Origin of the sequence: Nostoc sp. LEGE 12447, assembly GCF_015206985.1 — a bacterium.
In the GTDB taxonomy this organism is placed as follows: domain Bacteria; phylum Cyanobacteriota; class Cyanobacteriia; order Cyanobacteriales; family Nostocaceae; genus Nostoc.
Map to the genome: position 1 here is coordinate 141,753 of NZ_JADEXT010000008.1, position 16,181 is coordinate 157,933.

The 16,181-nt window shown below is 40.1% G+C and carries 16 protein-coding genes; 9 read left to right on the top strand and 7 right to left on the bottom strand.

What is annotated here, in order from left to right:
- Positions 1-209 precede the first annotated feature (209 nt).
- From IQ274_RS11950 to IQ274_RS11960, 3 genes are all read left to right on the top strand, one after another.
- Complete coding sequence (locus IQ274_RS11950; RefSeq protein WP_163937444.1) at positions 210-1,052, top strand: cyanophycinase; 843 nt, start codon at positions 210-212, stop codon at positions 1,050-1,052.
- A gap of 373 nt (positions 1,053-1,425) precedes the next feature.
- Entirely contained in the window at positions 1,426-1,896 is a 471-nt protein-coding gene (locus IQ274_RS11955; RefSeq protein WP_194142386.1) for an NADAR family protein, read from the top strand.
- 80 nt (positions 1,897-1,976) lie between these two features.
- A complete protein-coding gene (locus tag IQ274_RS11960) occupies positions 1,977-3,077 on the top strand; it encodes a tetratricopeptide repeat protein (RefSeq protein WP_194142387.1) in 1,101 nt (366 codons plus the stop codon).
- A gap of 33 nt (positions 3,078-3,110) precedes the next feature.
- Here IQ274_RS11960 and IQ274_RS11965 read toward each other — a convergent pair whose 3' ends face one another.
- Complete coding sequence (locus IQ274_RS11965; protein ID WP_194142388.1) at positions 3,111-3,809, bottom strand: phosphoribosyltransferase; 699 nt, start codon at positions 3,807-3,809, stop codon at positions 3,111-3,113.
- 194 nt (positions 3,810-4,003) lie between these two features.
- On the opposite strand from IQ274_RS11965, the gene IQ274_RS11970 reads away from it, so the two are divergent.
- On the top strand, positions 4,004-4,684 hold the full coding sequence (locus IQ274_RS11970; RefSeq protein ID WP_185583826.1) for a uracil-DNA glycosylase: 681 nt from the start codon (positions 4,004-4,006) through the stop codon (positions 4,682-4,684).
- Here the strand turns inward: IQ274_RS11970 and IQ274_RS37330 are convergent.
- The 3 genes from IQ274_RS37330 to IQ274_RS11980 form a co-directional block, all read right to left on the bottom strand.
- Positions 4,658-4,780 (bottom strand): hypothetical protein, encoded by a 123-nt coding sequence (locus tag IQ274_RS37330; RefSeq protein WP_265578538.1) that lies wholly within the window; start codon positions 4,778-4,780, stop codon positions 4,658-4,660. The two genes, IQ274_RS11970 and IQ274_RS37330, sit on opposite strands and share 27 nt — an antisense overlap.
- 5 nt (positions 4,781-4,785) lie before the next feature.
- Entirely contained in the window at positions 4,786-5,151 is a 366-nt protein-coding gene (locus tag IQ274_RS11975; protein ID WP_194142427.1) for a nuclear transport factor 2 family protein, read from the bottom strand.
- Positions 5,152-5,473: 322 nt separating this feature from the next.
- On the bottom strand, positions 5,474-6,013 hold the full coding sequence (locus IQ274_RS11980) for an SH3 domain-containing protein (RefSeq protein WP_163928428.1): 540 nt from the start codon (positions 6,011-6,013) through the stop codon (positions 5,474-5,476).
- A gap of 284 nt (positions 6,014-6,297) precedes the next feature.
- Between IQ274_RS11980 and IQ274_RS11985 the strand changes: the two genes are divergently transcribed.
- On the top strand, positions 6,298-7,179 hold the full coding sequence (locus tag IQ274_RS11985) for a TauD/TfdA family dioxygenase (protein ID WP_163928427.1): 882 nt from the start codon (positions 6,298-6,300) through the stop codon (positions 7,177-7,179).
- A 181-nt stretch (positions 7,180-7,360) separates the two neighbouring features.
- Here IQ274_RS11985 and IQ274_RS11990 read toward each other — a convergent pair whose 3' ends face one another.
- The 3 genes from IQ274_RS11990 to IQ274_RS12000 form a co-directional block, all read right to left on the bottom strand.
- On the bottom strand, positions 7,361-8,869 hold the full coding sequence (locus IQ274_RS11990) for a UbiD family decarboxylase (protein WP_163928426.1): 1,509 nt from the start codon (positions 8,867-8,869) through the stop codon (positions 7,361-7,363).
- A 644-nt stretch (positions 8,870-9,513) separates the two neighbouring features.
- Positions 9,514-11,136: a tetratricopeptide repeat protein gene (locus IQ274_RS11995; RefSeq protein WP_194142389.1), complete on the bottom strand. Its 1,623-nt coding sequence runs from the start codon at positions 11,134-11,136 to the stop codon at positions 9,514-9,516.
- Between the two features lie 92 nt (positions 11,137-11,228).
- Positions 11,229-11,480, bottom strand: coding sequence for a hypothetical protein (locus IQ274_RS12000; protein WP_194142390.1), 252 nt, complete (start codon positions 11,478-11,480; stop codon positions 11,229-11,231).
- 172 nt (positions 11,481-11,652) lie between these two features.
- Here IQ274_RS12000 and IQ274_RS12005 point away from each other — a divergent pair, with 172 nt between their 5' ends.
- From IQ274_RS12005 to IQ274_RS12020, 4 genes are all read left to right on the top strand, one after another.
- Entirely contained in the window at positions 11,653-12,561 is a 909-nt protein-coding gene (locus tag IQ274_RS12005) for a polyphosphate kinase 2 family protein (protein WP_163928423.1), read from the top strand.
- A 100-nt stretch (positions 12,562-12,661) separates the two neighbouring features.
- Entirely contained in the window at positions 12,662-13,288 is a 627-nt protein-coding gene (locus tag IQ274_RS12010) for a chemotaxis protein CheB (RefSeq protein ID WP_163928422.1), read from the top strand.
- Positions 13,289-13,567: 279 nt separating this feature from the next.
- Positions 13,568-15,463 (top strand): CheR family methyltransferase, encoded by a 1,896-nt coding sequence (locus tag IQ274_RS12015; protein WP_163928421.1) that lies wholly within the window; start codon positions 13,568-13,570, stop codon positions 15,461-15,463.
- A 121-nt stretch (positions 15,464-15,584) separates the two neighbouring features.
- Complete coding sequence (locus IQ274_RS12020; protein WP_114083559.1) at positions 15,585-16,181, top strand: tRNA-(ms[2]io[6]A)-hydroxylase; 597 nt, start codon at positions 15,585-15,587, stop codon at positions 16,179-16,181.

A 16,181-nucleotide genomic window follows, 5' to 3' on the forward strand; every position in this document is an offset into this window, starting at 1 on the left:
GGCAGTTGGTTTTAGGGTTTTTATTTAGTAAAAGAAAATTAATTCTGAGGATAGCTATTTTTGTATGTAATTTGCCTGAAAAATCTTTTGGTCTAATTGCAAGCGCAAATTTCAATACTACCTTCTATTGGGTAATCTACCACAAGGAAGATTTGATAGTTTAATTGTCATGGTTTAGTGAAATTTATTAACTCACATCAGGGGGCATCATGGTGGAAAGTAATCCCAAACGGCAGTTGGTAATTATTGGGGGAGCAGAAGATAAGGATGGAGATTCTCAAATTCTGCGAGACTTTGTGCGACGCGCCGGAGGTACGAAGGCGCACATTGTCATTATGACGGCTGCGACAGAATTACCAAGAGAAGTGGGAGAAAATTATATTAGAGTTTTTGAGCGGTTGGGAGCCGAAAATGTTCGCATTATTGATACAGAAACCCGCGAAGACGCATCATCCTCTACCGCATTAGAAGCAATTCATAAAGCAACTGGGGTATTTTTTACTGGTGGAGATCAAGCTCGCATCACCAATATCCTCAAGGATACCGAAATCGATGCGGCCATTCATAAACGGTTCGCGGAAGGTGTAGTTATCGCCGGTACAAGTGCGGGCGCTGCTGTGATGCCAGATAAAATGATAGTTGAAGGTGATTCTCAAACGCATCCTCGAATTGAAACTGTTGAAATGGGCCCTGGTCTAGGCTTTTTACCAGGGGTGGTAATTGACCAGCATTTTTCCCAACGTGGACGTTTGGGACGCTTAATTTCAGCTTTAATACTAGAACCTGCTGTTTTAGGATTCGGTATTGACGAGAATACCGCTATGGTCGTAACCGATAATCAAATTGAAGTGATTGGTGCAGGTGCGGTGACAATTGTTGATGAATCAGAAGCTACATACAACAATATGGGTGAAATCTTGAAGGATGAGTCTTTGGCGATTTGCGGAGCAAAGCTTCACATTTTGCCACATGGATTCAAATTTGACTTGAAAACCCGCCAACCTATCCTAAATAATGCCTCTGTGACTAATGTAACCGTACCTGTTGCTTGAATCAACACCTAACTTTTTACAGGTGCGTTTTACTTGAATAAATCATTAATAATTGTAGATTATTAGCATTTATCTCTTGAATATCCTCCCAAATACTCTCAAAAATAGGGGACACAACCCCCCTTTTTTCAGGAATAAAGGGGGGATTAATTATTAATATTCCTTATCTTAACTTCAGCAAACTGTAAGGAATAAGTAATATTAACTCTACATGATGATGCACTTAATATTTATTAAACGAATTATGAAGTTTAGGTAGTATATAAAGAAACGGCTCGGTAAATGAATTAATTATGAAGTTAAATTTGATAGAAAATTGGTATAAATAAGTAATAATTAATTCAAACTATATCTCGAATGCCGATCAACTTCTATGACAATATACTTTTATAGCACTCGTGAAGAATATGGTTGTTTCTCTAACTTTTCGCCCCACGGTTTTCAATTAGATGGATTGTATTGGTCAACCAGCGAACACTACTTTCAAGCGCAAAAGTTTGTGGATACAACTCATTTAGAGCAAATCCGCCAAGTTAAAACACCTAAAGATGCGGCAAGAATGGGACGTGAGAGAACCCGTCCACTACGTCAAGATTGGGAACAAGTTAAAGACGATATCATGCGGCAAGCTGTGCTATGTAAATTTCAAACTCATACAGATATTAGGAATATCTTACTTTCCACAGGCAATGCAGAAATTGTTGAAAACTCGCCCATCGATTTTTATTGGGGTTGCGGAGCCGATGGTAGCGGTAAAAATATGCTAGGAAAAATTTTAATGGAGGTGCGAGAGAGCCTGCACCATACATACAGCGCAGATGTTGATTGTAAAAGCGTTAAATGATGCGCTAAACAACCTGATGAAAGATATCTTCTAGTTTTGGGAACACTATATTTACCACCAGACTTCAAAGAAAGGGGTTGATGCCTAAAGGCGAATGGAATAATAGTTCGAAAAATACAATTCCCCTACAATTACCCATAACATACTTAAAACCAGTGAAGCGTAATACAATTACTCATGAATTTGGCTCTGGTTCACATGCAGAAATACTACCTCCACAGGAAAATGATGACAATTTATCGGAAGCATCCAAGCTACTACGGCAAGGAATTCAACAGCAGCAAGCTGGTGAATTAATTGCGGCGTTGAAGTCTTTACAACAAGCTTTGGGGCTGTTTCAGGGAGTTGGGGATTTGCAAAAACAGGCACAGGCGCTTTCTTTTTTAGGATTGGTAACTTATAGCGCTGGAGACTATAAAGGTGCGATATCTTACTCCCAGCAGTGTTTGTCTTTGCTCAATAACACCTCAGATTTAGCGTTGCAAATGCAAGCACTTTCCCATTTAGGAAATTCATACCGTCATTTGAATGACCATAACAAGGCTATTGAGTTTCTAGAAAAGTGTTTGAAAATAACGCAACAGCTGCAAGATAAACGGAGTCAAGTTGCAGCACTGAATAATTTGGGATTGGTGTATAAATCTTTGAGTAACTTTACACAGGCTATTGAGTATCAGCAGCAAAGCCTAGAGATTGTGCGAGAACTTAAAGATAACTGGGGCGAGGAACAGGTACTCAAAAATTTGGGTAATGCTTGGTATGCTTTGAATAATTATCCAAAAGCGATCGCTTATTATGAGCAGTGTGTAGTACTAGCACGTTCTTTAAAAAATGTTCGCAGTGCTTCTCAGGTACTAAAAAATCTGGGTAATGCTTGTTATGCTCTAGGTGATTATACTAAAGCTATTAAGTATTATGAAGATAGGTTGCTCTTAGCCAGAGAAATTCAAGACAAACGTGGCGAGGAACAATCTTTAGGTAGTTTAGGAGTTGCTTGTGAAGCACTGGGTGACTATAACAAAGCAATTACATATTATGAACAACGTTTGCTCTTAGCTAGGAATATCAAAGACCGTCGTAGTGAAGAAGAAGCTCTTGATCGTTTGAGAGTCGCTTGCTACGCTTTGGGTGATTATGCCAAAGCTATGCAATACCAGCAAGGAACATCTTCAAATAGTTAAAAAGCAAAAGAAGGAAACAATTCAAACTTAAAATTACTCGGATAGATCCATTGTCCCCATTGTATTTTGTTGCTGGAGATATCTGAGAACCTCTAATGTATCAACTTGGGGAAATTCCGCGTAGAAATTACTCACACTCCAAAAGGGTTCTGGTGTTTCCAAGACGATTGTGCGATCGCCCCACTGTTCTAACCAAGGTAGCAATCTTTGTGGTGCAACTGGAGTACATAGCCAAACTGCTGCTGGAGACAGTGCTTTGATAGCAGTTGCCGCTACCGCTATTGTCATTCCTGTAGCAATGCCATCATCAACTAAAATAGCTGTAGCATTCTCGGCATTCACCTGCGGACAAGCAGTAATTAATTGAGCCTCAAGAGATTTAGCTTGGATGATAGCTTTATTTAAAGCCACTTCGCGCAACTTTGTATCATCTTTAAACCGAAATAGCTTTTGATCAGTCCAAAGAAAATTTCCGTAAGTAGTCACTGCACCAATTGCTAACTCTGGGTTTTCTGGATGGCTAATCTTTTTCGCTACAACGATTGTCAACGGACAATCCAATAGACGTGCTATTGGTGCTGCTACTGGTACACCCCCTCTCGGCAAAGCATAAACAATTGGTACAGGTTTTATCCCAGAAGCAATAGTTTGCTGAGTCAAAACATCCTGAATCACTCGCGCTAATAACTCACCCGCATGGGTGCGATCGGCAAAAAGCGGGGTCTGTGACATGGGTTCCCCCCAGCATCTTAGGACGGCACTGCTTTTATCATGACTGAATTTTGTCTCAACTTAACTGATACAATAAGATTTTGTATAAATAATTAAGTATTCAGCAAAAGTCTATTTATTCAGATAAATCTGCAACCAGAGCAGTATTTAACTCAGATAAAACAGCTGGCGCTGATATCAAAATCCTAATTTTCATGAGCAGCGAAACTCAACTCAGCCTCTTCGACGACTCAACCTTTAACCAACGAGAACTAATTCCTACAGACGCTAAAATTGCGATCGCTCCCGGAACTTATTCCACCATAACGGAGTTGGCACAGCATTGCGATCGCTGCCACCGTTGTCCATTGGGAGACACTCGGACTCATGCTGTCGTCGGACGCGGTAATCTCAAAGCCCCAATTATGGTTATTGGGGAAGCGCCTGGTCAAAATGAAGACGAAACTGGTTTACCATTTGTAGGCAGATCGGGGCAATTGCTGGAGAAAATTCTGGCATCGGTGAATCTAACTACTGAGCATGATGTATATATCGCTAATATAAATAAATGTCGCCCGCCAGATAATAGAGTTCCTACTCCAACAGAAGTGGCGGCTTGTCTACCCTATTTACTAGAACAAATTCGTCTAGTTGACCCTAAAATAATCTTGTTAACAGGTGCAACTGCTGTCAAAGGCATCACTGGCGATAAGCGAGGAATTACGAAAATTCGCGGCCAGTGGCTGGAGTGGGAAGGGCGTTTATGTATGCCGATTTTTCATCCTTCGTACTTACTGCGTAACCCTTCTAAAGAAAGAGGTGCGCCTAAATGGTTGATGTGGCAGGATATCCAGGCAGTGCGGGCTAAGTTAGACGAATTCCAAAATAACAATTAAACCTCGTCTACCTTGAGAACCGTAGTTTTGTCGGTTTGGTGCAGCGATCGCATAACCCAACATAAAATTTGGTGGTAATGTTGTGTTGCGTTTCACTCCACTCAACCTACTAGCGTGACTTCCATGACTTGAATCAAGCCCTGCTCAAGGGTGAATCGATGGCCCACGCGCTCATCGGCAAGAACTGCTCCAGCTAAGTCACGCACGACCTGATGCACATCGACCAAAATGCGCCCGCCCTCCTCCGAGTAAAAGGAAACTGGCTCGACGTGCGGATTGATCTCGCTCCATTGCTCCGTCCAGTAAGCGCGAACTTCTTCAGTCCCACGCACAAAACCGCCTTTGAACGCTTTCGGCCAAGCCACGTCCGGAGTCATGAGGGCAAGGGCAGCGTCAATGTCTCGTGCGTTGAAGGCCGCGTAAGCCGCACGGAGCAGTTCGATTTCTGGCGCAGGTTGATCTGGCATAAGAGGTATGGTGAAGGAGATGCCGCAGAGCATAACAATTTATTATACCGTTAAAGCTAAGTAGTGTTATCTTTGCGGGACACAACTACGCGCTAATTGCGCTCACTGTGGCGAGTTAGTACTGTCCACCAGGTATAACAATACCTAATTGCGATCGCCTGTTTTAATTGAGGTGGAAGCGATCGCAGCTGAGTTAAGTTAGCATTACATCAAATAAGTCAGGGAAATTAGCCCTTCTTTCAATTAAGTTATATTTTGATTAACAAATATTCCGCTAATGGATGGATAGCTTGCTGACAGCAAGAAAGGTAGGGGTGAGGTTCTAAGAACAACTCGTAAGCGCAGCACCACATTGATCTTCCTTTGTCAACCAACCTTTAACACCTTGATATTCAACCTGCGCCCAATCTCCCTGACAGCCTAACAATTTGACAGCCGTATTCGCAGGAATTGTTCTCACTTTTTGGCTTTCTTGACTATTACTACCATATAAATCTACGCCATTAGTACCGTAGCCCTGTGTTGTTAAACCTAACTTTGGCACAAATACCCATCCAGTTCCTTGAAAACCATTACTAGCATTAGTAATCTGTACCCAATCTCCAGTAGCACCAATAACTTGAACTGTTTCGTTGATGGGTATTTGCCCTAAAATTGTGTTATTTGTACTTGCACCACTCCGCACATTTAAACCTTGTGGATCTGTATCGGTCACGTAGGCAAGAATATCGCACTTTTGGGAATTAGTCGATTTCGCTAAAGCTATTTGATGAGCTATACCTGTATTTAGCATTACACTAATACAACTAAATACCAATCCTGTTACTAACTTTGATGGTGCCTTTTTCACTTTTTTTGTCATAAATTTGCTCAATTTTTTGCTTCAGTACCTAAGATTTGAGTTTAATTTCTATCTCATAATCTACCCAAGCAAATTAAAGATAAGTTTATAAAATACTTATCTAAAAATGATTTTAGTACTGTAATAACACTTTTAATTTTACAAAATTTAGTCCTGCGATGTCTACGACGGGCTACGCCTACGCTGACAAATGCAACACAACAACATCATTGAGTACTAAAATGTCAATGGTGTAGTTAACGCCAACAGTAAGTTCAAATTTCGGCAAAGATTCATTAAGTTATATGACTAAAAATACACATTTCATATCAACTAGCATAGTTCAAGAAATTAATAATTCCGATAATGTGAGTATTTTAGAATTAGACAAAGAAGAAATTATTAGCTTATTTAATGCTAATGGAATCTTACTTTTTAGAGGATTTGATGTTGATGTTGATATTTTTAAAGAATTTACCAATCTCTTGAGTATCGATTTTATAAATTATGCTGGTGGTGCATTCAGTAGAAGGGTAATTAATGGAGATGAGACTCTTTTAAGCGTCAATGACTTTAAATCTGAGATTAAGTTGCACGGAGAAATGTATTATCAGAAAAATATCCCACTTATGCTGTGGTTTTTCTGTGCTAATCCACCATTAGAAGATGGTGAAACTACGGTATGTGATGGTAGACAATTTTTTAATGAAATTAGTAGTTCAACCAAAGAGTTATTCAGCAAAAAGAAATTAAAATTTAATGTTCGGATATCTCAAGAGGACTGGCAGAAAAAATACCAAACAGATGATTTGAATCAGCTAGAAGAAATGTGTCGTAAAAATAATACGCATTTGACAGTCAATGAAGATCAATCGATTCTGCTTGAATACATTTCTCCAGCTATTATCCCTAGCAGATGTGGAAAATACCAGGTATTTATTAATAGTTTATTGCCTACAAAGCAGTTAAACCCAAAAATTATTAATTTTGAGGATGATTCAGAAATCCCTGAAGAGGTTGTATCTGAACTGAATGAGATTGCTGAAAAAATAACCACAGAAATTTCGTGGCAAAAAGGCGATATTTTAATGATTGATAATACAAGAATACTTCATGGGAGAAGGTCTTTTGCTGATGATCAAAGAGATATTTATATCAGGCTATGTTCTCCAGCTTTTTCATTTTGATATTTTATTACGCCAGGTATCATTTATTTAAATGATACCTGTTATTACTGCATTATCTATCACACAATACGTTTTAGTTAATGGTTATTGGTGTAGATAATTTGTCTTTCAAGACGCGATAAATCGCGTCTCTACATTAGGGTTTTGTTGCTCTATCTAAACTGTATTGAGCTATAACAGGTTACTTCATATCATAGCCAAACAAATTGGGGTCTACTTCTCCTAACTGCAACTCTGCCAAACCATATTCCGCCCATCGTCTCTCAACCATCGCCGCCACATCTGGGTCAGATTCTAAGGGCGAACCCCATTCATGGTCTGTTTCTGGTGGAATCTTTGTAGTCGCATCAATTCCCATCCGTCCACCTAAGCCAATTTTTTCACTGGCAAAATCCAAGGTATCAAAAGGTGTATTTGGCAAAATAAACACATCTCGCACTGGGTCAACTTTGGAACTAATCGCCCACACCACTTGACGCGGATCGCGAATATTTATGTCTTTATCCACAACAATTACAAATTTAGTGTATGTAAATTGTGGTAAAGCACTCCAAAACGCTAAAGCCGCCCGTCGTGCTTGTCCGGGATATGCTTTATCAATGGAAATAATCGCTGCTTTGTAACTCAAAGCTTCCATTGGGAGGAAGAAATCGACAATTTCAGATACTTGTTGGCGCAGAATAGGGGTATAAATGCGATTTAGTGCGATCGCCATCATCGCTTCTTCTTTGGGTGGACGACCGCTAAATGTTGTTAAGTAAATCGGATTTTTTCGGTGCGTCATACACTCAAAGCGTACCAATGGCGAATCTTCCACGCCGCCATAATAACCCATGTGGTCGCCAAAAGGCCCATCTGGTAACACTTCCCCTGGTGTAATTGTCCCTTCCAAGACAAATTCGGAATCGGCGGGAACTTCCAAATCTACAGTTTTACATTTCGCCAACTGCACACCAGAACCGCCGTAAAGTCCAGCAAACAGCCATTCTGATAAATCTACAGGGATGGGTGTAGCTGCTGCCATAATAATTAGAGGATCTACACCAAGTGCGATCGCTACTTCTAATTTCTTCCCACGTTCGGCTGCTTTTCGCAAATGCCTCGCCCCACCCCGCACCGATAACCAGTGAACCGTCATCGTATTTTTAGATTGTAGTTGCAAGCGATACACACCTACGTTTGGTGTACCCGTCTCACAATCTTTGGTAATTACCAGTCCCAGCGTGATAATCTTGCCAGCATCACCAACATAAGGACGTATCAAAGGTAACTTATTTAAATCTAAATCATTACCTTGAAGCACAACTTGCTGACAAGCGGGGAAAAAGTCTCGTCCTGGTTTCGCCTTCACCACATCAAACAATACTTTCCCAAAATCTATCGCCTGGGAAATCTTCTTCGGTGGTTTTGGCTGTTGCAGCATACTTAATTTCTTCCCCAGGGTTTCCAACTCCTCTGGATGCTGCATATTCATCGCCCAGCAAATCCTTTCCACAGTTCCCATCAAATTCACCGCCACCGGAAAGGAAGCGCCTTTGACGTTTTCAAACAACAACCCTGGGCCACCTTTTTGCAGCATTCGGTTGGAAATCTCAGCAATTTCCAATTCTGGGTCAACTAAAGCTGAAATCCGCCGTAATTGTCCCTTTTCTTCCAAAATTTTAATGAATCCCCGCAAGTCTCTCGCCATTGTTCTAATAAAGCTGATTATTTAAGAAGTGTGAAGCGCTTTCTTATATTATGAGGTATTGGGGATTGGGCACGAAGCACTTCGAGCCTGTCCTGAGCGTAGTTGAAGGGCGAAGCCGTAAAGCCTGCGGCATAGCTACGCTTAGGGCGCAGCCTCTCCAAGAGTTGTATTGGCATTGGAAAAGGACAAGGAAGAATGCGTTCAATAATTTTTTCTTGTCTCCTTGTCCTTCACTCCGTCATCTACCCATTTGAAAAATTGTTGGTTTTAATTGGAAATTAACCTATTTAGTCACTTTTCTTAACTGTCTTTTCCAAAGTATTTAGTTATTGTATCTAGGGATACGCATTTATTTTTTATAAATAAGCGCTAACCTAATCAAACATGGCCAGAATATACTATACCTTCCTGGCAGGCGGTTTTGTTATATGACCCCTGCTAGGTTTATTTATTACAAGCTTGTACTGTGCTTTATTTTGGGATTTTTCTGAATTTTTGTGAGTTTGTGTTAGTGTAGTCCAACCCAAGCATCGCCAACAGCATAAATTTTTGATCCTGACAAGGGGACTTTTAAAACATCCTCTGAAAATATGGGTATCTGAAACATAGCTGAAAATTGCTATTTATCCGAATTCACAAATTTTCTAGAATTTTAAAATATCTAATGATTCTTCTATTTCTAAATCTAATATTCTTTCTCGTGTATCTTTGAGTGCTTCTAGCTTACCTTCTTTACGATAGATATCTGCTGCTTTCTGAAAATCTTCAATTGCTCCCTGTTTATCTGCTATTTCTAAACGAATATTGCCACGATTGTAATAAGCATCGGCATAATTATAATTAATTTGTATTGCTTGAGTATAATCTTCAATCGCTCTCTCAAAATCCCCTAAGTCAGAATGAGCATTACCACGGTTATAATAGGCATCGGCATAATTAGGATTAATCTGTATTGCCTGAGTATAATCTTCAATTGCTCCTTCAAAATCTCCTAAATCAGAACGAGCATTACCACGCTTTTTATAAGCTATGGCATCTTTTGGATTAATCTTGATTGCTTGAGGAAACCCCGGCTGAGAACCTAATAAATAACGAGCAATACCACGGTTTTTATAAGCATCAGCATAATGGGGATTAATTTTAATTGCCTGGGTATAATCCTCAATTGCTCCTTGATTATCTCCTATATGAGAACGAGCTTCAGCCCGGTTTTTATAAGCTACGGCAACATTAGGATTAATTCTAATAGCCTGAGTGTAATCATTGATTGCTTCTTCTAATCGACCTAGTTGAGACAGAGCTAAACCTCGTTTGTTGTAAGATTTAGCATCCTGAATATTCATCTGAATTGCCTGAGAATAATCTGCGACCGCAGCTTCATAATCACCTATTTGATAGTGAGTCAAACCTCGTTTATAATATAAATCAATATCGCTAGATGTAACTTTTAACGCTTTACTATAGTTAATGATCGCATTTGTATATTCTCCTTTTTCAAAATATTCATCCCCTAATTTTGCATAAAGTGTATTTAAATCTTCATTATTATTATATTCAGGTTGAAAAAAAGATTTGAGTAACTGATTATTGGTTGGCTTAGATAAAATTTCTTGCTTCGGAAGATATTTGTAAATTGATGGTTGTTGTCTAGAAGAATTATTTAGAGAAGATTGTAACTGTTCTAGATAGCACCATAAACCTCCACCATACAACAACTGGTCTATCCCAAAAGAAATTTTACCAGTCTTTAACTTAATCATCCGGGTTGGGAGAAAACCAGCCAAAAAAAGATGATACTGAGATTGTGCTTCACTTACATCTTCTTGAATCAAAATGCAAACTACAACTGCATTTTTTTCAACTTCTTCAGAACTGATTGACCATCTAACTCTATCAATATTACCGTGACGAGATTTAACCTCGATACCAATAGAGGGGTCAGAAGTCAAGGTAAAATCTATATTGCCATCGCCGCCGAATCGCTTTTCATAATCGACTTCGGTAATAAAATCTGCTAAACGTTCCTTGACAACTTCCTCACCCAACTTCCCTTTAAGATAGCTAATAAACACGTCACGGACTGGCGAAACACGCTTATATTTTTCAGCCATCAACCAGCAAAATTCCCGTAGTGCCTTTAATCTGTCTCCAGAGATTATAGTTAACTCGCTATATTGACCTTCGGTTTCACAATGAAGCAGACAACCAGATGTTAACCTTTTAATAAAATCAGACTGTAGCGATCGCAGTAGTGTAATCCAGTCCATTTATATTTCTGCGAATCTTTTGATGAGATTATTCTATTAAAATATCCAGTCGCCGTAAACCTTTTAATTAGCTTTGCAAAATTTATATCAGTTTAGGTGCGGCCATGTCTGATTATGCCAAAGTTTTGACTGCTAGGGAAGAGTGTAAGAGTGCGTAGGCGTAGCCCGTCGTAGACATCGCTGGGAGGATAGCCAAAAACGCTTATCGGGTCATTGAATCTCAACTCGTCCACAATGCCGATTTGCGTAGGCGTAGCCCAACCTAGGCATCGCTTATATGATTTACCATGCGGGTTCGGCAGTTGCTTTCCAACGCAAGGCGACAGCAATGCCTGCCTCACCATTTTTCCTCCACCCACTTCAACTTCAAAGCATTACTGACCAATGGATAGCTATGAAAATTTGTTAAAAGTTATGAACTTTAAATCAAAATTATTTAATAAATAAATCATAATATTCAGTAATTTATAATTAACAATGTGCTTGGATATAAGCAAATATTAGGAATTTTTATATATGAATTACGATGCTTTCATTGTTCCACCAGGTTCAAAAATTTCTCTGAAAAAAAACTATGACCCAGCTTATAAAGCTGATTTTAATGAAAAAGCTGATGCTGTAATTAAATTACAGGCAGATATTGAGCGATTAGCGAATTACCAAAATATTCTCTATGCTCAGAACACCTACGCCTTGCTGATTATTTTTCAGGCAATGGATGCTGCTGGTAAAGATAGCACAATTAAACACGTGACCTCTGGGGTGAATCCGCAAGGATTTCAGGTGTTTAGTTTTAAGGGCCCCAGTGCAGAAGAATTAGACCATGACTACCTGTGGCGAACAATGAAGGCTTTGCCAGAAAGGGGTCGAATTGGGATATTCAACCGCTCATATTATGAAGAAGCGCTAGTAGTTCGTGTCCATCCAGAAATGTTAAGAAAGCAACAACTTCCTCATTTCCCTAATGGAAATAAGATATGGAAGCAACGCTTTGAAGAAATTAATAATTTTGAAAAATATTTAGTAGACAATGGTGTGATCGTTCTGAAGTTCTTTCTTAATGTTTCTAAATCAGAGCAGAAAAAACGCTTTTTAGAACGGATTGAATATCCTGAAAAAAATTGGAAGTTTTCAGATAGCGATGTCAAAGAAAGAGCTTTTTGGGATGATTATATGAATGCTTATGAAGAGGTTTTTAATAACACTAGTACAAAATCGGCCCCTTGGTATATTATTCCTGCTGATCGCAAATGGTTTACACGTCTGGTAGTCGCCAATATTATCTGCACAAAACTAGAAGAACTCAATCTGCAATACCCCATAGTTAGTGACGAACATAGGCAGCAACTTTTGGAGGCAAAACGCATTTTAGAGCAAGAAGATGAGCAAACAAGCTTAACAGACAAAGGCAAAAAATTAGTTTAAATATACTGTACAATTTATATAAAGAAAAGATGAGCAGTCGTAAATTTATTAATGCTCCCTGTAAATAATAAGTTTGGTTGGTACTTACAGCTGAAAAATCATGATTCAGATGGCAGAAGATGCCAAGAATAATCCACCCCACTTTACTAATGCTGCCTTTGATATTGTGGCGATCGCAGCCTCGGCAGGTGGTCTGACTGCTCAAATTAAAGTGCTATCGACTCTACCCTCAGAATTCCCAGCCGCGATCGTCATTGTGCAACATATTTCTCCTGAACATCCGTCATTCATGGCAGAAATTCTCAGTCGGCGCACGCATATTACCGTCAAGCAGGCACAGGAAGGAGATTATCTCACCCCAGGAACGGCTTACATTGCTCCACCCAATCGTCACTTGTTGGTTAACGATGACGGCACACTTTCCTTATCACAGTCGAAATTAGTACATTTTTTACGTCCTTCGGCAGACTTATTATTTGAATCGGTTGCAGCCACTTACAAAGAAAGAGCGATCGCCATTGTCCTTACTGGAACGGGTAGCGACGGCGCAATGGGAGTAGAAGCAATCAAAAAAATGGGTGGTACTGTCATTGTCCAAGACGTAAAGACCGCCGAATTTTCCGGGATGCCCTCAGCTGCGGTTCAAACTGGCAACGTAGATTTTATTCTCCCCCTAGATGAAATCTCCAGGGCTCTGGTGACTTTAGTCATGGGAGAATGTAACTAAGCTAAGAATTAGGGGGCAGAGGAAATATATTTTGGAATAAAAATGAGTCTTTGATACTCATTAATGAAGCTTAGAACTCCTTTAATAAGTAAGTTCGCGTAAATAATTGTCGTTGGGATAAGGCAATAGGCAATCTTGCTACAGGTATAAGGGTTTTAGCCTAGTTGATTTTTCTTTACATAGTTTGATTTTATTGTGCCAACTTACTTAAGCCTTTGATACTCGTAGACAAGTATAAAAACTTTACTCTTATGCCCCCTATCCCCTACGCTATACCTTATGACTTCCGCAGACAGAGATCCCAAATTTGAAAATCTACTGATTTATCTCAGACAAAGCCGGGGATTTGATTTTACAGGCTATAAACGCTCGACTTTGATGCGCCGAGTCCGCAAGCGGATGCAGTCATTGAACATAGAAAACTTTGAAGAGTATTTAGACTACCTAGAAGTTTATCCAGAAGAATTCAATTATCTTTTTAACACTATCTTAATTAACGTCACCGCTTTTTTTCGAGATTCATCAGCTTGGGAATACCTAGCAGAGGAAATACTGCCTAATCTGATTAGGAATAAAAATACTTCTGACCAAATCCGCATCTGGAGTGCTGGCTGTGCTTCTGGGGAAGAAGCTTACACTTTAGCAATGTTGATGGCTGAAAGATTGGGAGCAGAGGAATTTCGCCAACGGGTGAAAATCTATGCCACAGATGTAGATGAAGAAGCTCTCAACCAAGCTCGTCAAGCTACGTATTCAGCAAAAGATGTCCAGGCGGTATCTGATGAACTGCGGCAGAAATACTTTGAGATTGTCGGTAATCGCTATGTCTTCCGTCAAGACCTACGACGCTCAGTGATTTTTGGCCGTCACGATCTGCTTCAAGATGCGCCCATTTCGCGCTTAGATTTGCTAGTTAGTCGCAATACATTAATGTACTTTAATTCTGAGACTCAAGGGCGAATTCTGGCGCGGTTTCATTTTGCACTTAATGATACTGGTTATCTATTTTTGGGGAAAGCAGAGATGCTATTGATGCATTCTAGTCTCTTTACCCCAATAGACTTAAAAAACCGGATATTTAGTAAGGTATCGTCGGTTAATATACGCGATCGCCTCCTAGTTATGGCAAATTCAGTAGATGACGAATCTAGCAGCCGTGTGTCTCGACATTTGCGGCTGCGAGACATGGGTTTCGACACATCACCAATTGCCCAAGTAGTCATTGATATCAATGGCTCTCTAGTAATGCTGAATGAGCAGGCACGGACTTTGTTTGCCCTTTCCCCCAAAGATTTAGCTCGTCCTTTCCAGGATCTAGAACTTTCCTATCGACCGATTGAATTGCGATCGCTAATTGAACGGGCTTATGCCGAACGCCGCCCTGTCAGCCTGACAAATGTAGAGCGCTATTTGTCTAACACAGAAACCCAATATCTAGATGTGCGAATTACACCTTTGCAAGAAACAGACACCAGTTTTTTAGGTGTTAGCATCTCCTTTCTTGATGTCACCCGTTATATTAAACTCCAAGATGCTCTGCAACGCTCCCAACAGGAATTAGAAACTACTAATGAAGAACTCCAATCTACCAATGAAGAATTAGAAACTACTAACGAAGAACTCCAATCTACCAATGAAGAATTAGAAACTACCAACGAAGAACTCCAATCCACCAATGAAGAATTGGAGACGATGAATGAAGAACTCCAATCGACTAATGAAGAATTACAGACAATTAATAACGAACTGAGTGAACGCACCACAGAACTTAATCACACAAATATTTTTTTGATATCTATTCTCAGAAGTCTCCAAACTGGAATAGTGGTAATTGACGGCAGCTTTAATATCTCAATTTGGAATTACATGTTAGAGGATTTATGGGGGCTGCGAACTGATGAAGTTCTAGGAAAGTCTATCTTCAGCCTAGATATTGGTTTACCCGTCGAGCAGTTGCGATCGCCCATCCGCGATTGCCTATCTGGTAAAAAACAATTTCAAGAAATGATGCTTGAGGCTACTAATCGTCGAGGTAGGCAAATAAAATGTTACCTGGCAATCACGCCGTTACTTGGGATGGATATACAGGGAGCAGTTTTAATGATGGCAGATGTAGAGAGAGTCCATAGTATGATTTCTAGTCAAGATATGGAGGAACGGCGGCAGCAGGAATGAAAAAGCAGGGGGCAGGGGGAGAAAAGAACTTGATTTTCTGACGATAAACCCCGCAAAGTTTCTTTGGTGGTCTACTAGTTTAAACTATGGAAAAATCCAAAATCCAAAATTGATTGACTCTGTGCTTACTCAGTTACCGACTATCAACGTCCTAAAACAGCCCACTAGCTCTGCTTGGGTTGAACAAGCAATCGCTAACCTAGACATCATCTTACTCGACCACTCTCACTGTGAACGCAAAGCAGCAGGTGTGGCTTTGAATATGATGTTTCGCTACCCTTCCAATACTAAAATGGTGCGGGAACTAACTGCGATCGCCCGTGAAGAACTAGAACACTTTGAGCTAGTTAACCAATGGTTAGAACGCCGGAATATTCCCTTAGCTCCCTTACCACCGCCTCCCTACGGCGCAGGTTTAAAGGCTCAAGTCCGCCCCAAAGAACCTGAGCGATTTCTGGATTCCTTACTAGTCACTGGTTTAATTGAAGCTCGTTCTCACGAACGTCTGGGACTATTAGCTGCTCACTGTCCAGAGCCAGAGTTAGCAAAATTTTATCGTGGCCTAATGGCATCCGAAGCGCGTCACTACGGTATATATTGGGTTTTAGCTGCTACTTATTTCGACAGAGAAATTGTCATGCAACGGCTTGATGAATTAGCAATTGTCGAAAGCGAGTTGCTGGCGACTTTGCACCCAGAACCTAGAATTCACAGTTAG